This window comes from Streptomyces sp. NPDC088350 (assembly GCF_044753545.1).
Classification (GTDB): domain Bacteria; phylum Actinomycetota; class Actinomycetes; order Streptomycetales; family Streptomycetaceae; genus Streptomyces.
The window spans coordinates 80,275-101,725 of sequence record NZ_JBIVNL010000015.1; the positions used below are offsets into that span (position 1 = coordinate 80,275).

Here is a 21,451-nt window from a genome sequence, read left to right on the forward strand (position 1 = left end):
TGCGGTCAGGGGTGTTGGCGGCGGTCGCGGTCCCGCGCCCGCCAGGCCCGCACCAGCAGGAAGAGCCCGATCAGCGCGACCGCCACGCCCAGCACCGCGTACTGGCCGTGGCCGGACATGGCCGAGCCGTTCATCGCTCCGGTGCCCTGCGCGATCCAGACCGCGCCGAGCACGACGAGGATGATCCCGCCGATACCACGGACCAACATGGTCACTCCCTTCACCGCACCGGTACGTCCGCGGGCGGTACCCGCCCGCGTTCCTCGCTCAGCTTCGTCCCGTTCGGTGCGGCCGGGGCGGTCGAAAACCTTACGGAACGGGAACGTTGTGGCGACCGGGAAACGGTGGACCGGGCGGTCCGATCGTCCGCATGTGAGCGGACTCCCTTTATCGGCAGGTCAGTTGGCCCACGGCGCGACGATGTGCGTGCCGTCGGCCAGCTCCGCCTCCAGGCCGATGGACGTGGTGACCCAGGTGATCACGGTCCGGTCGGTGGGGTTCTCGGCGCCGAAGGTCGCGCCGGGGTTGATGATCAGCGTGTCGCCCGCGCCGACCCGCTCGGTGCGGCCGTCGAGCGTGATCACCAGCTCGCCTTCGAGGATGTGCAGGATCTCCTCGTGGTTGACGGTGTGCAGCGGGGCCTTGGTGCCGGCGGGGATCTCGCCGCGCCAGGCGCACAACTCCTTGCTGCCGGTGCGGGGATGGGCGTACGAGACGAAGCGGGCGCCGTGGATCTCGTGGACGACGGCGTCGGACGGGTGGACGACGGGCACGACTGCCTCCAGGGGAAGTTGGTCAAGCTGCTTGACCATATATCCCACATGGTCAAGCAGCTTGACCATCCCGTCAAGGGTGTTTCAATGCCGTCGTGGAGAACTCCGAGGCCATCGCCCTGACCGCCGCCCTGCTCGCCGCCGCGGGTGACCTGACGAAGCGCATCAACGACGGGGTCGTCGCCCGTGGTTTCGAGGGAGTGCGACCCGCGCACGGCTTCGCCTTCGCGCGCCTCGCCCCGGACGGTGCGACGGCCACCGACCTCGCCGCGCACCTCGGCATCACCAAGCAGGCCGCGAGTCAGCTCGTCGACGAGCTCGTGCGCAAGGGGTACGTCGAACGGCGTCCGCATCCCGGTGACGCGCGTGCCCGGCTGGTCGTGCTCACGGAGTCGGGCTGGGCCTGCACGCGCGCCGCGGAGGAGGCGGCGCTGGAGGCCGTGCGGCCCTGGGTCGAACTGCTGGGCGAGAGTGAAGTGCGCGTGTTGTGTGACCGTTTGGCGCGTATTGCGCCCTACGGTCCCCTCAGGCCCACGTGGTGACCGGTTATCACTGGAAGTTTTTACTGACGCGTAACTTCACACCTCACCTACTCGCTCGTAACTTGACGAGTGAACAGCATTCTTGTGATCCGGATCACAGGGCGTAAGGCCGTCGCAACTCCCTTGAGCCGCAAGGAGATCACACGATGCTGCCCTGGAAACGAGTGCTCAGACCCCTGACCGCACTGCTCCTCACCGCCGCGGTCGTCGCCGTCCCCGCCGCCACCGCCCGGGCCGCGACCGCCTCCAGCAGCGGTTGGAACGACTACGACTGCCGGCCCTCCGCGGCCCACCCCCACCCCGTCGTCCTCGTCCACGGCACCTTCGCCAACGGCACCGACAACTGGCTGGCCCTCGCGCCGTACCTGGAGGCGCGCGGCTACTGCGTCTTCTCCTTCGACTACGGCCAGCTCCCCGGCGTCCCCCTCGTATACGGACTCGGCCCCATCGACCAGTCGGCGGCCCAACTCCAGGCCTACGTCGACCAGGTGCTCGCCGCGACCGGCGCCGCCAAGGCCGACCTCGTCGGCCACTCGCAGGGCGGCATGATGCCGCGCTACTACCTCAAGTTCCTCGGCGGAGCCGCCAAGGTGAACACCCTCGTCGGAATCGCGCCCGACAACCACGGCACCACCCTGGACGGCCTCACCCCACTCCTGCCGTACTTCCCGGGCGCCCAGGACGTGATCTCCACGGCCGCCCCCGCCCTCGCCGACCAGATCGCCGGCTCGGCCTTCCTCACCAAGCTGAACGCGGGCGGCGACACCGTCCCCGGCGTCCACTACACGGTCATCGCCACCCGGTACGACGAGGTGGTCACGCCGTACAGCAGCCAGTTCCTGAGCGGATCCGACGTGCGCAACGTGCTGATCCAGAACCTGTGTTCACTCGATCTCTCCGAGCACGCACTGCTCGGGCTGACGGACCGGATCGCCTTCCACGAGGTCGCCAACGCCCTCGACCCCGCGCACGCCACCACCACCAACTGCCTGTCGGCGCTGAGCTGATCGCGCACCGCGGGGTCTGTCCGACCTGAGCCGCCGGACAGACCCCGCCCCCTGTACGGCCGGCTAACGGCCGTGCCGTCCGCCGCCGTTGGCCGCGCGGCGGCGGACCGAGGCGAACAGGGCCGCGGCGCCGAGCGCCAGGGAGGCCGCGCCGCCCATGACGAGATACGGCGAGCCGTCGTTGGCTCCGGTCTCGGCGAGATCCTGCGAACTGCCCGCCGCCTGCGGCTCGTTGGCCTTGGCCGCGACCGGCTCCGCCGAGGTGCTCGCATCCGCGTCCCCGTGGCCGTGGTGCTCGACGGTCGACTTGCCGGCACCGGCGGCGATCTGCTCGTCGGAGGGGGCTGAGGCGGACGGCGCGGGAGTGGTCGGGGCGGCTGGAGTGGGTGTGGGTGACGGGGTCGAACTGCCCGTCGTACCACCGCCGTTGGCGCCCGTGGCGCTGCCGCCGAAGCTGACGTCCGAGCAGGAGTAGAACGCCTCCGGGCTGTCCGAGCGCTGCCAGATCGCGTACAGGAGCTGCTTGCCGGAGCGCGCCGGGAGGGTGCCGGAGAAGGTGTAGAAGCCGGCCGACGCGACCGGGTCGGTGGACGTCGCGACCGGGTGCTCCAGGTCCAGATCGGCCCAGGCGAGCGGCTGCGAGGGGTCGTAGCCGGACTTGGTGATGTACACCTTGAAGGTGCCCTTGTGCGGTGCGGTCACGCGGTACTCGAAGGTGTACGAGCCGCTGCTCACGCTCGTCGCCGGCCAGTCCGCGCGGGCCAGGTCGAGGCCCTTGAACTCCTCGTTGTTCGCGCTGCACAGCCTGCCGTCCGGGATCAGCGCCTGGTGCCGCCCGTTCGCGTCGCCGATCCGGATGCCGTTCCAGTCGTAGAGCGCCTGCGTGCCACCGGCCGCGACCGCCGCCTTGCACGCGGCCGACTTCGGGTTCTCCGGCCCCTCCGCGTAGCACTGCGCGACCCGGCTGACCGGGTCCCCCATCGAACCGTGCGCCGCCGCGGGCACTGCGGCGAGGGCGGTCAGCGCGAGGGGGGTCAGGCCGAGGACGGCGACAGCGGCGGCCTTGCGGCGTGCGGGCATGGCGGAACTCCAACTCCTCGGACGGTTCTCGGCGCGGGGGACGGACCCCGTGGGGGTGATCAGAAGCTAGCCCCTGGAAACGGCGGAATCGCCTGCTGGAGACGGGGGAGAGAGATCCTTATGGTCGCGTTAAGGCAGGGCTAACCGAGGGCTCAGGGAGGGCTAGTCTCGTGACGGTCGAGAGGTGGCGCACATGAGCAGACCGCAGTCCGAGTTCCATCGTCCCGAGGCACCCTGGCGGCGGCCGGCCGGGGCCGTCGCCGGGGTGTGGGAGCAGGAGTTGGCCGTGGATCCGGTGTCCGGGGACGCCACCGTGCTCCAGCGGTACGAGCCGGGGACGGACACCGGCCCGCAGGGCGCCGTCCGGCACGACTTCTTCGAGGAGGTGTACGTCCTCGAAGGCGCCCTCACCGATGTGCGGCTCGGGGAGACCTTCACCGCGGGCATGTACGCGTATCGCCATCCGGGGATGGAACACGGGCCGTGGACGAGCACGGAGGGCGTCCGGATGCTCGTGCTCCGCACCCACGCCGCGCCATGACGCAGGACACGGCGCCCGACGGCATCCGCACGGCCGTCCCCGCCGACGTGCCGGCCGTGAAGGCCGTGACCGACATGGCGTTCCACCACTACATCGCGCGCATCGGTGTGGTGCCGAAGCCCATGGAGGCGGACCACACGGCGAATGTGGCCGCCGGGCGGGTGTTCGTGACCGGTGATCCCGTGATCGGCCTGGTGGTGATCGAGGAGCGCGACGATCACCTGTTCCTCGACACCGTCGCCGTCCACCCCGACGCACACGGCACGGGCGTGGGACGACGACTGCTGGAGTTCGTGGACGCACGCGCGCGTGCGCTCGGCCTGCCCGAGGTCAGGCTCTACACGAACGCCATGATGTGGGAGAACCAGAGGATCTACCCGAAGTTCGGCTACGAGGTCGTCGAGCGGCGCACGGACGGGCCCTACGACCGCGTCCACTACCGCAAGCGGCTCGACTGACCGGGCTCAGCCGTCCGGCCACCACGTGCGGGCGATGTCCTTTCGGACCTCGGGGCGCTCGACAGGGCGCTCGTCGGCCTCGTCCCGCACTCGACGGGTGTCCGACTTCTTCAGGGGCTTCTGCACGGTTACGCGGCGCATGGCTGCCTCCTTGTGTCCACCCGGGGTTCGTGTTCTCACGAGGTGGACCGTTTCCGGGAGAGTGACTCATCGGTGCGGGTCTGTCTGTGGCGGCTGTCACGATCGGACTGTCAGTGGCGGGTGTCACTCTTGGCGCATGAGCGAATCCGAAGCGAACGTGGACTGGGACGCGGAGGCCGCCGCCTTCGACGAAGAGCCTGATCACGGCCTGCGCGACCCCGAGGTCCGCCGGGCCTGGGCCGACCGGCTGCGCGCCTGGCTGCCCGCCGGCGCCGCCGACATCCTCGACCTCGGCTGCGGCACCGGCAGCCTGTCGCTCCTCGCGGCCGAGCAGGGGCACCATGTCACCGGAGTCGACCTGTCCCCGGCGATGCTGGCCCTCGCCCGCGCGAAGCTGGCCGGCCGTGACGCGGTGTTCCTCATCGGTGACGCGGCCGTGCCGCCGGTGGGCGAGCAGCGCTTCGACGTCGTCCTCGTACGGCATGTGCTGTGGGCGCTGCCCGACCCCGCCCGCGTCCTGCGGTACTGGCGCGGTCTGGTGCGCCCCGGAGGCCGGCTCGTGCTGATCGAGGGCCGCTGGGGGACGGTCGGCATACCCGCCGACCGCCTCACCGAGCTCCTGGCACCTCTGGTATCCGTCGCCGGGCACGTGCGCGTGGAGCGGCTGTCGGACGACCCGCTGCTGTGGGGGAAGCCCGTGGACGACGAGCGGTACGCGGTGGTGGCCGTGCCGTAAGCCGGTCTCACCCGAGCAGCGCGTCGAACCCGCCCTCACGGGCCAGCCTCTCCAACTCGTCGAGCGCCGCCATGGCCGCCGCCGCGGCCACGGGGTCCGACCCGGCAAGACCGCTCTCCTCGAACTCGTCCTCGTCCAGCCGGATCACGTCCCTACCGTCGGCGGATCGCCACAGGTCCAGGTCGAGGTCCTCTACGACGAGTTCGGTACCGGAGAGCGCGGCGGGGCGGGTGATGTCGCAGTACCAGCCCTTCAACTCCCCGGTGCCGTCCCGGACTTCCTTCACCGCGAACCAGCGGTCCCGCCAGTAGTACTCGGTGAACACGTCACCGGGCTCGAACCGCACGAAGTCGAAGTCACGGACGCCGTCACCGGCCCACGGGGCGCGGACGGCGAGGCGGGTGCCGTCGTCGAAGATCAGCTCCGCCGCGTAACGGATCTTCGTCCGGCCCGCCTTGACGAGGACGACGTCCAACTGGCGTGCGGGATCAGATGAGTTCACGGACATACCGCACCTCCGTAGCGCAGGTTTCGTAACCGAACCATTTGTTGATCGCGAGCATCGGCCCGTTGCCGGTGTCGTTGCCCGTGAACGCCTCTGTGTATCCGGCGGCGCGGGCGCGGTGCAGGGAGTCGTTCTTGGCGAGCTTGGCGAGGCCCCGGCCGCGGTGGGCGCGGGCGGTGCCGGTCATGACCGTGCCGTAGAGCGTGCCGTCGTCCGTGCGGGCCGCGCTGAAAGCCGCCGGACGTCCGTCGATGACGGCGACGGACGTCAACTCGGCGCTGAACAGGGGGTGTCGCCAGGTCTCGTCCAGCCAGGCCGCGTAGTCCGTGAACTCGGTGGCGATGTCGCTGGGTTCGTCCGCCATCGCCTCCGTGTCCAGGTCGAACAGGGGGCGCGGGTCGGCGTCGAAGTCCGAGCCCGGGCGGATCTCGACGCCCGGCGGCGGGTCCTGGAGCGGGGGCAGCGTGCCGTGCGCCAGGTCCAGGCGGAGGAAGTGCGCGGAGCGGCTCGCCGTGTAGCCGAAGCGTTCGGCGAAGGCGCGGTTGCCGGGCTCGTCCAGGACCCAGGCGTAGAGCCGGGTCGCGCCCGCGGCGGCCAGGTGCTCCTCGGCGGTGCGGACCAGGAGCGCGCCCGCGCCCCGGTGGGTCCGCTCCGGGTGCACGTACACGTTGACGAAACCCTGGCCGGGCTCGGGGCTCTCGTAGGCGATGCCGACCTGTGCCGTGCCGATGATCTCGCCGTCCTCCTCCGTGACCAGCCGACGCAGCCGGGCCTCCGGATGGGCGTGGGCGACGTCGAAGGCGACGGACTCCGGGGTGAACAGCACGTAGGGGAGGGCGAGTCGGCGGACCTGGACGAAGCCCTCCAGGTCGGCCCGGACATCGGGGCGCAGGTCGCGCACGGTCACTGTCATGTCGTCGCACGCTACGGCGGAGCCGCGCCGGAGTGCCTCCTGTTTTCGGTGGGCGCGTTCTCCGGCGGGTGCGGGACAATCGGGCCGTGACCCTGAAGATCCACATCGATGACAGTGCGGCGCCGTACGAGCAGATCCGCGCCCAGATCTCGGAGCAGGCCCGGTCCGGAGCGCTGCCGGTCGGCTACCGGCTGCCGACGGTACGAGGGCTGGCCGAGTCGCTCGGCCTCGCCGCCAACACCGTCGCCAAGGCGTACCGGGCCCTGGAGACGGACGGGGTGATCGAGACGCGGGGCCGCAACGGCACGCTGGTCGCTGCCGCGGGCTCGGCGGCGGAGCGGGAGGCGTCGTTGGCCGCGCAGGCCTACGCGGAGAAGGTTCGGCGGCTGGGGCTCGCGGAGGGGGATGCGGTGGCGGCTGTGCGGGATGCCCTGCGGGCGGCCTACGGGGAGGGCTGAGGGGAGTTCGGCACCGCCGTCAAGCGCCGTTGTGACTGAGCGCCGTTGCGGCGGAGACAAAAGGCGGCCGGCGGACGAGCTGAGCTGCTTACAGATACAACCCCGCGTCCGCCCCCTCCCGCTGGTCCGGCACCGACGTCGGCTGGGTGCCCCGGCGCAGCGCGTACAGCTCCGCCAGGGTCGCGCCCTCGCGGCCGACACCCTCCTCCGTGCCGAGCCAGTTGACGGCCTCGTGGCGGGTGAGGGGGCCGACCTCGATGCGGGCCAGGCAGCGGCCGGGGCGGACGACGGCGGGGTGGAGACGCTCCAGGTCCTCGTTGGTGGTGACGCCGACCAGCACGTTGCGGCCCTGGCCGAGGAGGCCGTCCGTCAGGTTCAGGAGGCGGGACAGGGCCTGGCCGGCCGTGTGTTTGGCCTCGCCGCGGATCAACTCGTCGCAGTCCTCAAGGAGGAGCAGCCGCCAACGCCCTTTCCCCGTCGAGTCGTCCTCGCCGATCGCGATGTCCATCAGATAACCGACATCGCTGAACAGCCGCTCCGGGTCCAGTACGCAGTCCACCTGACACCAGTCCCGCCACGAACGGGCCAGCGTGCGCAGCGCCGACGTCTTGCCGGTGCCGGGCGGGCCGTGCAGCAACAGCAGCCGGCCCGCGATGTCCTCCGGGGTCGTCTTCATCAGGGTGTCCATCGCATCGGCCACCGGACCCGTGTAGTTCGGGCGCACCTCGTCCCACGTACCCGCCGAGATCTGCCGGGTCGTACGGTGCGGGCCGCGCCGGGGGGAGACGTACCAGAACCCCATCGTCACGTTCTCCGGCTGCGGTTCGGGCTCGTCGGCCGCGCCGTCCGTGGCCTGCTCCAGGACCTTCTCGGCGAGTTCCTCGCTCGTCGCCGTGACCGTGACGTCGGCGCCGCGGTTCCAGCGGGAGATCAGCAGGGTCCAGCCGTCGCCCTCGGCCAGGGTCGCGCTGCGGTCGTCGTCGCGGGCGGCGCGCAGCACGCGGGCGCCCGGCGGGAGCAGGGTCGCCCCGGACCGTACGCGGTCGATGTTCGCCGCGTGCGAGTACGGTTGCTCGCCCGTCGCGAAGCGGCCGAGGAACAGCGCGTCGACGACGTCGGACGGGGAGTCGGAGTCGTCGACGTTGAGCCGGACCGGCAGCGCGTCGTATGGGTTCGCAGACATGGGGCCATGATCCGGCACTACGACGCCCCGTGCACCCGCTTTCCGCAGTGCGCCCCCGAGTGTCGACGAAGCGCTCCGCCGGAAAGCGGCGATGGGCCGTCGTCCGGATGCGGCGCCGTCGTGGCTGGTCGCGCCCCGCGGCGGAGCCGCTGATGAACGCGGCCCCGCGCCCCTTGGGGCATGGCCGAGCCGCGGACTCCCCAGACCCGCTCGCGCCGTTACGCCCCCGACCTGTTACAAGCCTGTGCACGTATGGATCTGCCCCACCTGCTCCCTCCGCCGTTACTGTTGCCCTTGATGGGACGTCATGGGTGGAATTCGGGGGCACGACGGTGGCGCCTCACCGCGCTGCTCGGCGTCGGTGTGGCCGCACTGGCCCTGATCGTGACCCTGATCAACACGCTTCCCGGCGGCGGAAGCACCGCCGGCACCTCGCGCGACGGCGACAAGGTGCACGGCACTCCGGCGACCCCGCCCGACGAGGACCGGCCGGAGGTCGGCTGGGGCTTCACCCACACCCAGTACAGCGCCGACGAGGGCAGCGACACCGCGACCGAACGCGTCGAGGGGCTGCTGGCGAAGTCCCAACTCCCGCAGGACCAGGCCATCATGGGCTGGGGCGCCGACAACCCCGAGCCGGTGAAGGGGCGTTACGACTTCGGCGCCCTCGACCGCCGTATCGACTTCGTCCGCAAGTCGGGCGGCACCCCGGTGATCACGCTGTGCTGCTCCCCGGACTGGATGAAGGGCGGCAAGTCCGGTGTCGACAACACCAATTGGAGCCAGGCCTCGTTGGAGACGGCCCCGCAGCCGGACCACTACGCGGACTTCGCCGCGCTCGCCGCGACCGTCGCCAAGCGGTACCCGGACGTCACCCACTTCATCGTGTGGAACGAGTTCAAGGGCTTCTGGAACGACGCCAAACAGCGCTGGGACTACGAGGGTTACACCAGGCTCTACAACCTGGTCTACAAGGCGCTGAAGAAGGTCAACCCGAAGATCATGGTCGGCGGGCCGTATCTCGTGATGGACAGCGTCGACCCGCGCGACGCGAACGCCTCCAACACCGTCAAGGGCAGTTGGGGCGCGATGGACCAGCGGATCGTCGACGCCTTCGACTACTGGAACAAGAACAAGGCCGGCGCGGACTTCGTGGTCGTCGACGGCTCCAGCTACACCAACGACGACGAGATGCTGCCCAACGAGTTCGGGGCCACCGACAAACTCACCGCCGTCAGCGAGTGGGTACGGCAGCAGACGCAGGACCTGCCGCTGTGGTGGGCCGAGTACTACGTCGAGCCCGCCGACGGCAACGACGACCGCAAGGGCTGGTCCGAGCCCCGCCGCGTCGCCGTCCAGGCCACCGGCATGATCGCCATGGCCAGGGGCGGCGCCACCTCCGGCTTCTACTGGAACCCGGAGGTCGAGAAGGGCACGGACTGCGCGGGCTGCCTGTGGACGCCGACCGACAGCTCCGACGGCGGGCGCCAACTCCCCATGTACGACCTGGTATCCCGGTTCGACGCGGCCTTCGGGCCCGGCACGAAGTACGTGACCGTGCCGGTCGCCGCCGACGACGTGCCCAACGTACGGGTCCTCGCCACCGACAGGACGGTCCTGGTCGTGAACACCCTGGACCGGCAGATCAGCGCGAACGTCGACGGCAAGCGGTTCGACATGGCGGCCTACGAGGTCAAGTGGCTCACGCGATGAGCCACTTGACCCCGTACTTCTATTTCATCGTCAGGAACCGCTGCACCAGCGCGGCCAGCAGCACCGCCAGCAGGGGCAGCGAGAACCAGAAACTGCTCTGCAGCCACCGCAGTTGACGCACGCTCGGCCGCACCGCGACCCGGACGACCTCGCGGGCCGTCAGCATCAGGATCAGCGCGAGGGCGGCGAGCGCGCCCACCACCGACCACGGCGTCCAGGTGATCTGTGGTCCGATCGGCCCGGGATCGGGCTTCGGAACCGCACCGGCCGGCTGCTTGCGCAGCGCGTACATGGTGACGTCGTCGTTGACGAGGACCTTCCTCAACTCCTGCCGGTTGTCCAGGTTCTGGATGAGCCGGGACTCCCAGGTCACCGAGTAGCCCGCGTCCAGCTGGAGCGAGACGACCTGGCTCTTGTTGAGCATCAGATACGAGTTCGGGCCCGCGTCCTTGAGCGCCTTGACCAGACCGGACACCAGCACCGGGTCCGAAGGGGCCAGTGTCGGCACGTAGTTGACGCGTTCCATGTCCTTCGCGCCCCACGGCATCGCCGGTGTGACGTCGTTGACCGTGTCGTTGCTCAGCCACAGCAGCCGTACGGTCGGCTTGTCGTGGGCGTAGACGTAGTTCATGGCGGCGACCTCGCCGGGCCGTACCCGCTCGAATCCCTCGTTGCCCCAACGGGCCACCAGGAAGCCGCCCATGAGCAGCAGACCGGCGACCAGCGCGGCCAGCGGGGCGAGACTCATGCGGTCCTTCTCGCGCTCCTTGGCGGTGGCGCCGGTGCGCGGGAAGAGGGCGAGACCGGCGAGCAGGGCCGCGCCCGGCACCGCGAACATGAAGACGCGCAGCGCCATCTCGCCGCCGTAGGACTGCATGCCGAAGCCCAGGAACGGGACGAAGGTGAGGACGAGGAGGGAGCGTTCGCGGTACTTGTGGTCGCGGCGGCGCCACCAGCCCCAGCAGGCGAAGGCCATGACGCCGCCGGCCAGCAGGACGCGGGTGTAGAGGACCAGCTTGTGGGTCGAACTGCCGCCCTGGATACGGCCGGAGACGGACGTCGAGACATTGCTGCCGACGCCGCCGACCCCGCCGAAGAGGTCGTTGAAGTGCCCGGACCAGTAGGGCTCGGCCATGAAGCCGATCCATACGGCGACCAGCACCGCGAACAGGATGGGCAGGCCGCGCAGTTCGGAGCGGCCGATCAGGACGAGGACCGTGAGCACGCCCAGCATCACGAACGGCGTGAGCTGGTGCGCCGGGACACTCGCCGCGAACAGACCGATCAACACCAGCAGCAGGACGGCCTGTTGACGCCGGTCGGTCGGTTCGACCTCCGCCTCGCCGGGCCGCATCTTCGTCCAGAGCACGTGGGGTGCCCGGAACCAGACGAGCAGGATCGCCACGAAGGCCAGATAGAGGAGGAACGTGAAGCCCTGCGGGGAGAAGTAGTCCTGGCCGACCCAGCCGCTGAGCACGAAGATCCAGATGCCGGTCCACTTCGCCCGCCAGCTCGCCCGCAGCGAGCGGACGAGGAGGAACATCGGTGCCAGATAGGCGAGTTGGATGGCGGTGGGCCACCAGCGGATCACCTCGGTCCAGTCGGTGACCCCGCACGCCCTGCCGACGAACGCGGCCACCGCGAAGAAGCCCGGCCAGCTCCAGCGGGCGTCCAGGTCGGGTACGGCCGACCCGGTGCGGTCGATGTAGTCGATGAACCCGAGGTGCTGCCAGGCCGTCGGGAAGCGCGGCTCGGTCTCGATCACCGCGGGCAGCGCGTGCAGCGAGACCACGGTCGCCAGCAGGGTGATCAGCAGCAGCGCCTTGTGCTCGCGGCCCAGCCACAGCAGCGAGGCGAACACGGTGATCAGCAGCGCGGCGCCGACCAGCGTGGGCAGCGGCAGTACCGAGATCAGGCCGAGGCCGCCCATACGGTCGAGGTCGGTCTCGTCGAGCCGTAGCGCGGGCACCCAGTACAGGAGCAGTGCGGCGACCAGCAGACAGCCGATGACGACACCGGGGCGCGTGGGCACCAGACGCTCGCGCAGCGACAACGGGCGTGCGGGCGGCGGCACTTCGGCTTCCCGGGCCTCCGTCTCCCGTACGTCTGCCGCCACGAGCGCCGCCTCCGGTACGACCACCCGGTCGGAGCCGTTGGCAGGCTCGAACGGCGCGTCCACCTCCGGCTCGGCGGACGGGCTCAGCGAGGACTCCGAGCCGGGTTCGCGTTCTTCCACGGGCAGTCCCACGACCTCGGACCGCTTGATGCCGAGCGCCCAGGTCGGCCGTTGCTCGCCGGACACGATGGGGGTGCCGGTGGGCGGGGTGCCGGGACCCGGGCGCACATCCGGACGGCGTTCCAGGTGGTCGAAGTCCACATGGATGCCGAGTGCGAGGGTGTCGGAGTCGAGCGCCCATGCCGGGCCCCGCCGACGCGGAGTGGCCGGCACCTCGCGCGCCCCCAGGTCGGCGAGGTCGCCGTCGGGCGCCGCGTCCTCGGGCAGTTCGGCGGGCGGCGCGGCCCTGAGCGTCCTGAAGAGTTTGGGCGCGGCGATCGTCACGATCACCGCGAGGCTGGAGATCTCGGCGACGCCCGCGCCGGTCAGGCCCATGCGGGGGAGCAGCAGCAGCGTCAGACCGAGCACCAGGACGCACAACAGGCCCTGCAGCCAGGCGAGTCCACCGGTACGGCTCTGCGCGCGCAGCACCGCGAAGTACGTCTCCATGACGACCCGCAGCAGCGCGCCCACCGCGAACCAGCGCAGCAGCGGGGTCGCCGCGTCCGCGTAGCCCGCGCCGAACACGCCCAGGATGTACGGGGCGCCGATGAGCAGCAGTCCGCAGATCGGGAGCATGATCCGGGCCATCCGCCTGAGCGCGGCCCGGGTGTTGGCGGCGATCCGCGCCGGATCGTGCGAGCCCTCGACGGTCAGGGAGGCGCCCATGTTGATGGCGAGCAGATTGACCGTGCCGCCTATCGTCGTGGTGATGTAGAAGTACGCGTTGTCCTCGGAGCTGACCTGCGAGGCGATGATCACCGGCACGAGGTAGACCACGGCGAGTGAGAACAGCGAGCCGGTGTAGTCGCCGGCGAGGAACCTGCCGATCTCCTTCAGCGTCGGCGGCTTCGCGTGGTCCTCGGTCGCCTTGATGTGCCGGGGCACCAGCCGCCGGAACACCAGCAAACCGAGCGGCACCACGGAGAACGCGATCGCGGCGACCCAGGACACGAAGACACCGCTCGTGGCGAGCACCGACGCCAGCCCCACGAGCAGCGCCAACTTCACCGCGGAGAACACGGTGTTGCCCACCGGCACCCAGGGCGCGCTGCGCAGCCCGGTCAGCACCCCGTCCTGGAGCGTGAGTACGTTCCAGGCGACGACCGCCACGACGAAACCGAGCGCGTTGACCGGCCCGTGCAGGAAGCGGTACGAGGGTCCCCACTCGTTCAGGGTCAGCAGGAAGACCCCGGCCCCGAGCGCGACGACGACCGAACTGCCCGCGTACGTACGGAAGATGAGGCGGCCGGTGGCGCGTCCCGCGACCGGGATGAAGCGGGCCAGGGCGCCCGTGAGCGTCACCGCGGTGAGTCCGGCGAGCAGCTTCATCGCGGCGATCGCCGCCGAACCCTGCCCGACCGCGGAAGGCGAGTAGTAGTGGGCCGCGATCAGCCAGTAGCCGAGCCCGAGCACCGCGGAGATCCCGGTGTTGAGCATCAGGGCGTAGGCGTTGCGGAACAGCGGGCTGCCGCCGGGGGACTTGCCCCTCCCCGGCAGGCGCAGTCGGCGCCCCGACCGCCGGGGCGCCGACGGCTCGGGCGTTGCGGCCTGGGTGGTGGTCGTCGTGTCAGACACGGGAACGGCTGGCCTTCCGGCGGACCTGTCGGGCTCTGCGGACCATGGCGTACCCCTGGGTGAGGGCACGGTCCCTGGCGAAGTTGCGGGCGATCGCACGGCCCTCGACGAGCCGCTCGAACTCCTCGACACCCGTACTGCGGCGCACAGTTACCCGCCGCAGGGCGTACGGCCCCTGCCGGCGGCGGGCGAGGTCGTTGCCGACGGCGAGCGCCTGCGCGAACCCGGTCTCCCGCACCGCCCGGCGCACCCGGCGGCTGGAGTAGCCGTACGGATACGCGAACGAGACGGGTACGGCGCCGAGTTCGTCGGCGACGATCTCCTTGCAGCGGACCAGCTCCGCGTACAGGGTGTCGTCGTCGAGCTGGTCGAGCTGCGGGTGGGTGTGGCTGTGGCCGCCGATCTCGACGTCGGCGCCCGCGAGTTCGCGCACCTGGTCCCAGTCGAGCATGGTGTCCAGGCCGCCCCCGGTGTCGTGGGCGCCCCGGATCCAGCCGGTGGAGACGAACAGGGTGGACGCGAAGCCGTGTTGGGCGAGCGCGGGCAGCGCGTGCCGGTGCACGCCCTCGTAGCCGTCGTCGAAGGTGATCAGGACCGGGCGCTCGGGCAGTGGTTTGCCGGAGCGCCAACTCGCGGCCAGATCCGCGGTGTTGACGGGTGTGAAGTGCAGGTCGCCGAGGAGCGCCAGCTGTTCGGCGAACGCCTCCGGCGCGACGGACAGGGCGCGGGTGGCGTCGTTCGGGGCGGCGGCGACCGAGTGGTACATGAGGATCGGCACCGGTGTGTCACTCATGCGTGTCCCCCCGATCGATCTCGACCACCGCGAAAGTGGCCCCGCCCCGCCGTGCCTTGACGCTCCCGACGACATACCCGCCCGCCGCCGTGAACACCCCGGCCACGATCGCGCCCGCCCGCCCGAAGCCGCCCGGCCGGGCGAACACGGCGTCCCGCAGCCCGCGCGCCACCCCGGCCGGCAGCACCCGGGTCGTGTACCGGCGCTCCGACTCAAGTCCCTTGTCGGCGCCGACACTTCGGGCCACCAGCGCCTTGGACAGACCCTCGGCGTACGTACGCGTACGGAAGTACCCGAAGTGCTCGCGTGCCTCGGGCACCCGGTGGTGGATCACCGCCCGGTCGTCGATCAGCAGCACCGCGTCCGGTCTGGCGCGGGTCAGCCGGATGCAGAGTTCGGTCTCCTCGCCGCCCAGCGGACGCTTGTCGCCGTCGCGCCCGATGCCGGTGGCGAAGCCGCCCGCCGCGTCGAACGCCGTACGCCGGAACGAGGCGTTGCCGCCGAGGACGTTGCGCACCCGCACCCGGCCCGCCGGCAGACCCCGGTACGTGCAGCCCACCACCCAGTCGAACTCCTCGGGGAACCAGGCGGGCCGGCGGCCCGACGCCCAGATCGGCACCGTCCGGCCGCCGACGGCCATCACCCGCGGATCGGCGTACGGCTCGGCGAAGTGCCGCAGCCACTCCCGCTCGGCCACGGCGTCGTCGTCGAGGAAGGCGACGACCTCGCCGCGCGAGGCGGCGATGCCGGTGTTGCGGCCCGCGGACAGACCGCGCGGGCCCGCGTTCGCCAGTACGCGGATCTCGCCCGTCTCCTCGCAGTCCTTGTACTCCCTGGTGAGTCGGTCCAGGAGAGCCGGGTTGTGGTCGACGACCAGCAACGTCTCCAGCGCGGGCCGTGACTGCGCCCGTACCGAGGAGACCGCCGCGAGGATGTCCTCCCAGCGGTCCTCGGTGTAGACGCAGATCACGACGGAGATGCCGGGACCGCTCAAGACACCTCTCCCCGGACCGGGTCGACCTGCTGGTCGCGCTGCGGGTCGAGACCGTCGATCATCGTGGAGTGCGAACGGCGGCGCAGCGCACGCCGGTTGGAGCGCTCCTTGAGGATCACCTTGAGCACCCGGATCCCGTCCCGCACGGCACGCAGATTGCTCGTGCCGTGGATGCGGAGGTACTCGTGGCTGGGGATCTCCTGCACTTTGAGTCCGGCCTTGACCACCCGGATGTTGATCAGGGTCTCGATCTCGAAGCCGGTGCAGTCGAGGTCGATCTGGTCGAGGCAGTGCTTCCAGAACGCGTTGTATCCGTAGCAGAGATCGGTGTAGCGGGCGCCGAACTTGCGGTTGACGATCGTGCACAGCGCCCAGTTGCCGAGCTTGCGGATGAACGTCATGTCGTCCGTGCCGCCGCCGTTGGCGAAGCGGGAGCCCTTGGCGAAGTCCGCGCCCGAGACGAGGGCGGAGACATAGCTGACGATCTCGTGGCCGTCGGCCGAACCGTCCGCGTCGACCATCACGATGATGTCGCCGCTGCACGCCTCGAAACCGGTGATCAGGGCATCCCCCTTGCCTTTGCCCCGCTGTTCGACGACCTTGACCCCGGGCCACAGCTCGCGGGCCACTTCGACGGTGTTGTCGGTGGAATTGCCGTCCACAAGAACCACTTCGTGTATCCACGCGGGAAGGGTCTTGAAGACGTAGGGGAGATTCTCCGCCTCATTCATGGCGGGAATCACCACGCTCACCGGCGGGGTAATCGCCAGGTGTGAGGAGATGGGCCGGTATGTGACCGACATTAACGGATCTTGGCCCGATGTCGCTGGGCGCAGAACAGAACTCACGAGTCTGGTCCCTCTCGTCCGGCGGACCGCCCGCCCCTGGGCGGCCCGGCTCTGTGCTCCGGTTCGAAAGGGGGGTTCTCACGGCGACACGGAGAAATGAGTCTCCGTGCACGCGTGGTGAGCTGGCAAAGCTGGTCGACCCCCGAAAGACGTGAAAGCCGGCCGCGCGGCACGACTCGGTCACAAGTGCGGTCACCGAGCACGGCACCCCCCTACCGCGCCCCGCGCCGGTTCATCGCGGTCCTTGAGCCCTCCCCTAGAGCCGCTCAATGATGGACCAGTGCGGGTGAGATGTACGACGGTATTGACGATTGAACCTGTATGGCAAGACCTGGAACGAGGCCTCACGTTTTTGTTGGTTTGACCGTTACCCTACTTTGTCAGCCGTTGTGCGTACGTGCATATGCCGCGCGAATACCGATAGCGATATCAGGCCACTGATCACCGCCACCGCGACGATTCCCCCGTCGGCCGACCAGCGATGCACGGCCAGCATTCCCTGGGCCACCAGCATGTCGACGACCACCGCGCCCGCCACCGAGGTGAGAACACGGCCGAAGGGATCAAGTCCGCGCAGCACCGCGGCAATTGCCGAGGCCGGCGCCGCGAACAGGAAGAAAAGCGCGAACGGACCGCGCAACGGTGATCCCGAGTCGATGAGCGCGAGCAGCGCGCCGACTCCTCCCACGGCGACCGCCGCGCCCGCGAGCAGTGGTGTCAGGTCCCTCCCCGGTCCTGACCGCGCACGCTCGACGCCGTCCGTGGAAGCTCTCCTGGTACGTAAGGTCTGCATTGGCGACTTTGCCCCCCAGCGCGCCGGATGCCGGGTTTCAATGTGGCGCAGCCCGACCGGGCACGTCAAGGTGCGGAAGGCGCTTCCACCGGTTCTCGGGCATCTCCGAATGGGTGTTCCCCGGAGGCGCCTGCTGCCTCCGGGGAACCGGTGGTTCGGGTGGGGCGGGTGCGCGTTACGGGACGAGTTTCAGCAGCTTGTTCGGCGAACCGGTGCCCGCGCTGGTCACGACACCCGAAGTGGCGCCGTTCACCAGGGCCGTGGCGACCTGGGCCGGAGTGGACGAGGTGTGGCCCGAGAGATAGACGGCCGCGGCGCCCGCCACGTGCGGGGTCGCCATCGAGGTGCCCGACAGGGTGGCGGTGGCGGTGTCACTGGTGTTGTAGCCCGCCAGGATCGACGAGCCGGGCGCGAAGATGTCCAGCACCGAACCGTAGTTGGAGTAACTGGCCTTCGCGTCCGCACTGGTGGTGGCGCCGACCGTGATCGCCGTGGACACCCGCGCCGGGGAGTACGAGGAGGCGTTGGCGCTGCTGTTGCCCGCCGCGACCGCGTAAGTCACCCCGCTGGAGATGGAGTTGGCGACCGCCGTGTCGAGCGAGGCGGAGGCGGAGCCGCCGAGCGACATGTTGGCGACCGCCGGGGTGGTGTGGTGCGAGATCACCCAGTCGATGCCCGCGATCACCCCGGCCGTCGTACCCGAGCCGCTGTTGTCGAGCACCCGGACCGCCACGATGTTCGCCTTCTTGGCGACGCCGTACGTCGAGCCCGCGATCGTCGTGGCCACATGGGTGCCGTGGCCGTTGCCGTCGGAGGCGGTGGTGTCGCCGTCGACCGCGTCGTAGCCGTAGGAGGCACGGCCGCTGATCTGGGTGTGGGTGATCCGCACACCGGTGTCGATGACATACACCGTCACCCCGCTGCCCGCGCTGTCCGGGTAGGTGTACGTCCCCGAGAGCGGCAGCGCGGCCTGGTCGACGCGGTCCAGGCCCCAGGGTGCGCTGGACTGGGTGGTGTCGGTCAGGTGGACGCGCTGGTTCTGCTCCACCGCGGCGACCGCCGGGTCGGCGGCGAGTCTCTTCGCCTCGGTCGCGGTGAGGTTCGCCGAGTAGCCGTTCAGCACCGTGCCGAACGTCTTCTTGACCGTGCCGCCGTACTCCTTGACGAGTCCCTTGCCCGCGGCCGAGGACGCCTTGAGGCCGGCGCTCTTCTTGAGGGTGACGATGTAGCTGCCGTCGACGGCTGTGGGGGAGCCGGCGGCCAGGACCGTGCCCGTGGCCGGGGCGGCCTGGGCGGGGAGCGCGGTGAGCCCGCCGACGAGAGCGGCGGTGGCCGCGCCGGTTATCGCGGCGAGCCGGAGCTTGTTGCTGCGCAGGAGTGCCATTGCGAGGGAGTCCTCCTCCAGGCGGCGCGCGCCCGGGTCGGCGCGCGGGTGTGGGGGTACGCGCGCCGTCGCGCGCACAACCCTGGAGCGTTGCGTTCCGCACCAAGGCCGAGTAAAGCGTGGGTCATGAACCGGTCTGGTACAAGGGAGTTGACGGCCTGTCACAGAGCTGTCATGAGCACGCAATGAATCTCTCCATTGGCATGGACACTTCCCGGCAATGCGCGTAGTTGGTACGACAGTCGTGGCAGAGATCCTGCTAAGGGAGGTTCCATGAGACGTTCCCGATTTACGGCATACGTGACCTCGCTCCTCCTCGCCGCCGCGCTCGCCCTCACCGGGGCGATGACGGCGCAGGCTTCCCAACTCGCCGCCACCGGCGGCTATGTGGCCCTCGGCGACTCCTACTCGTCCGGAGTCGGCGCGGGCAGCTACATCGGCTCCAGCGGGTCCTGCGACCGCAGCACCAAGGCCTACCCCTACCTCTGGGCAGCCGCCCACTCACCCTCGACGTTCGACTTCGAGGCCTGCTCGGGCGCTCGTACGGGTGATGTTCTCGCCAACCAGCTCGGCACCCTCAGCACCTCGACGGCCCTCGTCTCGATCAGCATCGGCGGCAACGACGCCGGCTTCAGCGACGTCATGACGACCTGCGTCCTGCAGTCCGACAGCTCCTGCCTCTCCCGGATCGCCACCGCGAAGGCATACGTCGACTCGACGCTCCCCGGCCTCCTCGACAACGTCTACGCGACGATCAGCGCCAAAGCCCCCTCCGCGCAGGTGGTCGTGCTCGGCTACCCGCGCTTCTACAAACTCGGCACCACCTGCCTCGGTCTCTCCGCGACCAAGCGCTCCGCGATCAACGGAGCGGCCGACTACCTCGACGCGGCGATCGCCAAGCGCGCCGCCGACCACGGCTTCACCTTCGGCGACGTACGCACCACCTTCACCGGCCACGAGATCTGCTCCGGCAGCTCCTGGCTGCACAGCCTCAACCTGCTGAGCATCAGCGAGTCGTACCACCCGACCGCGGCCGGCCAGTCCGGCGGCTATCTACCGGTGTTGACCGGCGCGGTCTGACCTCTCACCCGCCGGAAGGTGACGCCGAGTTCGACGCGGAGGCCCCGTCCGACGGGGTCTCCGTCAGGCAGGTCACCGAGAACGGCACCGAGTTGGACGTCGTCCGCACAGGGCTGCGGATCTCGACACTGATCTCGTTCGTGAACGTCCCGCTGTTCGAGTACGTCGTCAGGAACACCCTGTCCTGCTTGGTCTTCCCGCCGCCCGACGGGAACGACAGTGTCTTCCAGCCCGGGTTGGCGACCGAACCGGTCTTCGTCACCCACCGGTACGACACCTCCGCCGGCAGCTGTCCCACCGTGATGCTCGCCGTGAAGGTCGGTGCGTCCGCGTTCGGCGGCGGACAGCTGCCCGAGTAGTCGGTGTGGGCACCGGCCACCGTCGCCTGCACCGACTGCGGCGCCGAGGACGACTTGCTGCTGCTCGGGCTCGGCGTCTCACTGGCGGCCGTGGTCTCGCTGCTCGCGCTCGGCGAAGTCCCGTCCGAGGGCTGGCTCTTGGGTGTGCTGGTGTCCTTGCCCGCGTTCGCGTCCCCGCTGTTCCGGTGCGTCAGCGCGTACGTCAGCCCGCCGATCGCCAGGGCCAGCGCGAGCACACCCGCGATGATCACGGCGGCAGCCCGCCGGTTGCGGCGCGGTTCGTCCGCGGCCGGCGGCGTCGAGTAGGAGGCGGGCGGCGGCCCGAAACCCCGCACCGGCTGCGGCGGCGTCCGCGAGTCCTGCTGGGAGAAGGACTCCCGCGGGGACCCCGCCATCGTCGGTGTGTACGGCGTCGTCGGCGCGGTGCTCGCGCGAGGAGCACCGCCCGCGGCGACCAGCCGGAGGTCCTGCTCCGCCTGCTCGGCGGACAGCCGCTCGGCCGGGTCCTTGCGCAGCAGACCCTCGATGACCGGGGTGAGCGGGCCCGCGAGCCGCGGCGTCGGCAGGTCCTCGTCGACGATCGCGCGCAGGGTGCTCAGCGGGGTGTTCTGCCGGAACGGCGAGTGCCCCTCGACCGCCGCGTACAGCAGCACACCGAGCGCCCACAGGTCGGACTCGGGACCCGGCGTACGGCCCAACGCCCGCTCCGGGGCGAGGAATTCGGGCGAACCGATGACCTCACCCGTCATGGTGAGCGCCGAACTGCCCTCCACCATCGCGATACCGAAGTCGGTCAGCACGACCCGGCCGTCGTTCGACATCAGCACATTGGCCGGTTTCACATCGCGGTGCAGCACCCCGGCGTCGTGCGCGGCCCGCAGCGCGGCGAGCACCTCGGCACCGATGTGCGCGGTCCGCTGCGGCGTCAACGGGCCCTCGGCGTCCAGGAGATCGGCCAGGGAGACACCCCGGACCAGCTCCATGACGATCCAGGGGCGGCCGTCCTCCGTCGCCACGTCGTACACCGTCACCACGTTGCGGTTGGCGACCCGCGCCGCCGCCCAGGCCTCGCGCTCCAGCCGGGCGTACATCCGCTCCACGTCGTCGGAGGCCAGTCCGGCCGGCGCGCGCACCTCCTTGACGGCGACCTCGCGTTGCAGCACTTCGTCGCGGGCCCGCCACACCGTGCCCATCCCGCCCTCGCCGAGGGGGGACAGGAGCCGGTAGCGGCCCGCGATCACACGTTCAGTGCCCGGTTCTTCGGGCATGGGTGACTCCCATTCGCATCCGGGCCAAT

General features: G+C 70.3%; 22 protein-coding genes. 8 read left to right on the top strand and 14 right to left on the bottom strand.

What is annotated here, in order from left to right; all coding sequences use genetic code 11:
• Positions 1-5: 5 nt before the first annotated feature.
• Positions 6-209 carry a hypothetical protein gene (locus ACIQBL_RS40570; RefSeq protein WP_401951832.1) on the bottom strand — a complete coding sequence of 68 codons (204 nt, stop codon included), beginning with the start codon at positions 207-209 and terminating at the stop codon, positions 6-8.
• Positions 210-398: 189 nt separating this feature from the next.
• Positions 399-773 carry a cupin domain-containing protein gene (locus ACIQBL_RS40575; protein WP_401952188.1) on the bottom strand — a complete coding sequence of 125 codons (375 nt, stop codon included), beginning with the start codon at positions 771-773 and terminating at the stop codon, positions 399-401.
• 95 nt (positions 774-868) lie between these two features.
• Here ACIQBL_RS40575 and ACIQBL_RS40580 point away from each other — a divergent pair, with 95 nt between their 5' ends.
• Both ACIQBL_RS40580 and ACIQBL_RS40585 read left to right on the top strand, forming a co-directional pair.
• Positions 869-1,315, top strand: coding sequence for a MarR family winged helix-turn-helix transcriptional regulator (locus tag ACIQBL_RS40580; protein ID WP_401951834.1), 447 nt, complete (start codon positions 869-871; stop codon positions 1,313-1,315).
• A 146-nt stretch (positions 1,316-1,461) separates the two neighbouring features.
• On the top strand, positions 1,462-2,322 hold the full coding sequence (locus tag ACIQBL_RS40585) for an esterase/lipase family protein (RefSeq protein WP_401951837.1): 861 nt from the start codon (positions 1,462-1,464) through the stop codon (positions 2,320-2,322).
• Positions 2,323-2,385: 63 nt separating this feature from the next.
• Here ACIQBL_RS40585 and ACIQBL_RS40590 read toward each other — a convergent pair whose 3' ends face one another.
• Positions 2,386-3,402 carry a lytic polysaccharide monooxygenase gene (locus ACIQBL_RS40590; RefSeq protein WP_401951840.1) on the bottom strand — a complete coding sequence of 339 codons (1,017 nt, stop codon included), beginning with the start codon at positions 3,400-3,402 and terminating at the stop codon, positions 2,386-2,388.
• 193 nt (positions 3,403-3,595) lie between these two features.
• Between ACIQBL_RS40590 and ACIQBL_RS40595 the strand changes: the two genes are divergently transcribed.
• Complete coding sequence (locus tag ACIQBL_RS40595; protein WP_401951842.1) at positions 3,596-3,943, top strand: cupin domain-containing protein; 348 nt, start codon at positions 3,596-3,598, stop codon at positions 3,941-3,943.
• Positions 3,940-4,401, top strand: a complete 462-nt coding sequence (locus tag ACIQBL_RS40600) for a GNAT family N-acetyltransferase (protein WP_401951845.1) — start codon at positions 3,940-3,942, stop codon at positions 4,399-4,401. Before ACIQBL_RS40595 ends, ACIQBL_RS40600 begins: the two co-directional genes overlap by 4 nt.
• 6 nt (positions 4,402-4,407) lie before the next feature.
• Here ACIQBL_RS40600 and ACIQBL_RS40605 read toward each other — a convergent pair whose 3' ends face one another.
• Positions 4,408-4,542, bottom strand: coding sequence for a hypothetical protein (locus ACIQBL_RS40605; RefSeq protein ID WP_398853883.1), 135 nt, complete (start codon positions 4,540-4,542; stop codon positions 4,408-4,410).
• A 136-nt stretch (positions 4,543-4,678) separates the two neighbouring features.
• Between ACIQBL_RS40605 and ACIQBL_RS40610 the strand changes: the two genes are divergently transcribed.
• Entirely contained in the window at positions 4,679-5,278 is a 600-nt protein-coding gene (locus ACIQBL_RS40610) for a class I SAM-dependent methyltransferase (protein ID WP_401951848.1), read from the top strand.
• Positions 5,279-5,285: 7 nt separating this feature from the next.
• Here the strand turns inward: ACIQBL_RS40610 and ACIQBL_RS40615 are convergent, their stop codons facing one another.
• Entirely contained in the window at positions 5,286-5,786 is a 501-nt protein-coding gene (locus tag ACIQBL_RS40615) for a DUF402 domain-containing protein (RefSeq protein ID WP_401951850.1), read from the bottom strand.
• Positions 5,767-6,696 (bottom strand): GNAT family N-acetyltransferase, encoded by a 930-nt coding sequence (locus tag ACIQBL_RS40620; protein WP_401951856.1) that lies wholly within the window; start codon positions 6,694-6,696, stop codon positions 5,767-5,769. Before ACIQBL_RS40620 ends, ACIQBL_RS40615 begins: the two co-directional genes overlap by 20 nt.
• An 86-nt stretch (positions 6,697-6,782) precedes the next feature.
• Between ACIQBL_RS40620 and ACIQBL_RS40625 the strand changes: the two genes are divergently transcribed.
• The gene (locus ACIQBL_RS40625) at positions 6,783-7,154 is read left to right on the top strand and encodes a GntR family transcriptional regulator (protein WP_401951859.1); all 372 of its coding nucleotides are present in this window, start codon (positions 6,783-6,785) and stop codon (positions 7,152-7,154) included.
• Between the two features lie 88 nt (positions 7,155-7,242).
• Here the strand turns inward: ACIQBL_RS40625 and ACIQBL_RS40630 are convergent, their stop codons facing one another.
• Positions 7,243-8,337 carry a DUF5925 domain-containing protein gene (locus ACIQBL_RS40630; RefSeq protein ID WP_401951862.1) on the bottom strand — a complete coding sequence of 365 codons (1,095 nt, stop codon included), beginning with the start codon at positions 8,335-8,337 and terminating at the stop codon, positions 7,243-7,245.
• A gap of 297 nt (positions 8,338-8,634) precedes the next feature.
• Here ACIQBL_RS40630 and ACIQBL_RS40635 point away from each other — a divergent pair, with 297 nt between their 5' ends.
• Positions 8,635-10,050, top strand: coding sequence for a xylan 1,4-beta-xylosidase (locus ACIQBL_RS40635; RefSeq protein WP_401951865.1), 1,416 nt, complete (start codon positions 8,635-8,637; stop codon positions 10,048-10,050).
• A 19-nt stretch (positions 10,051-10,069) separates the two neighbouring features.
• On the opposite strand, the gene ACIQBL_RS40640 is transcribed toward ACIQBL_RS40635, so the two are convergent.
• From ACIQBL_RS40640 to ACIQBL_RS40665, 6 genes are all read right to left on the bottom strand, one after another.
• Positions 10,070-13,903: a lipopolysaccharide biosynthesis protein gene (locus tag ACIQBL_RS40640; RefSeq protein ID WP_401951868.1), complete on the bottom strand. Its 3,834-nt coding sequence runs from the start codon at positions 13,901-13,903 to the stop codon at positions 10,070-10,072.
• Positions 13,896-14,696 (bottom strand): polysaccharide deacetylase family protein, encoded by an 801-nt coding sequence (locus ACIQBL_RS40645; protein WP_401951871.1) that lies wholly within the window; start codon positions 14,694-14,696, stop codon positions 13,896-13,898. The genes ACIQBL_RS40640 and ACIQBL_RS40645 overlap by 8 nt, the downstream gene beginning before the upstream one ends.
• Positions 14,689-15,690 (bottom strand): glycosyltransferase family 2 protein, encoded by a 1,002-nt coding sequence (locus ACIQBL_RS40650; RefSeq protein ID WP_401951874.1) that lies wholly within the window; start codon positions 15,688-15,690, stop codon positions 14,689-14,691. Before ACIQBL_RS40650 ends, ACIQBL_RS40645 begins: the two co-directional genes overlap by 8 nt.
• Positions 15,687-16,538 carry a glycosyltransferase family 2 protein gene (locus ACIQBL_RS40655; protein WP_401951877.1) on the bottom strand — a complete coding sequence of 284 codons (852 nt, stop codon included), beginning with the start codon at positions 16,536-16,538 and terminating at the stop codon, positions 15,687-15,689. The genes ACIQBL_RS40650 and ACIQBL_RS40655 overlap by 4 nt, the downstream gene beginning before the upstream one ends.
• 367 nt (positions 16,539-16,905) lie before the next feature.
• Positions 16,906-17,226: a hypothetical protein gene (locus ACIQBL_RS40660; protein ID WP_401951880.1), complete on the bottom strand. Its 321-nt coding sequence runs from the start codon at positions 17,224-17,226 to the stop codon at positions 16,906-16,908.
• A gap of 280 nt (positions 17,227-17,506) precedes the next feature.
• Entirely contained in the window at positions 17,507-18,715 is a 1,209-nt protein-coding gene (locus ACIQBL_RS40665; protein ID WP_401952191.1) for a S8 family peptidase, read from the bottom strand.
• A 273-nt stretch (positions 18,716-18,988) separates the two neighbouring features.
• Between ACIQBL_RS40665 and ACIQBL_RS40670 the strand changes: the two genes are divergently transcribed.
• Entirely contained in the window at positions 18,989-19,795 is an 807-nt protein-coding gene (locus ACIQBL_RS40670; protein ID WP_401951882.1) for an SGNH/GDSL hydrolase family protein, read from the top strand.
• Positions 19,796-19,799: 4 nt separating this feature from the next.
• Here the strand turns inward: ACIQBL_RS40670 and ACIQBL_RS40675 are convergent, their stop codons facing one another.
• The gene (locus ACIQBL_RS40675; RefSeq protein ID WP_401951885.1) at positions 19,800-21,422 is read right to left on the bottom strand and encodes a protein kinase; all 1,623 of its coding nucleotides are present in this window, start codon (positions 21,420-21,422) and stop codon (positions 19,800-19,802) included.
• Between the last annotated feature and the right edge of the window lie 29 nt (positions 21,423-21,451).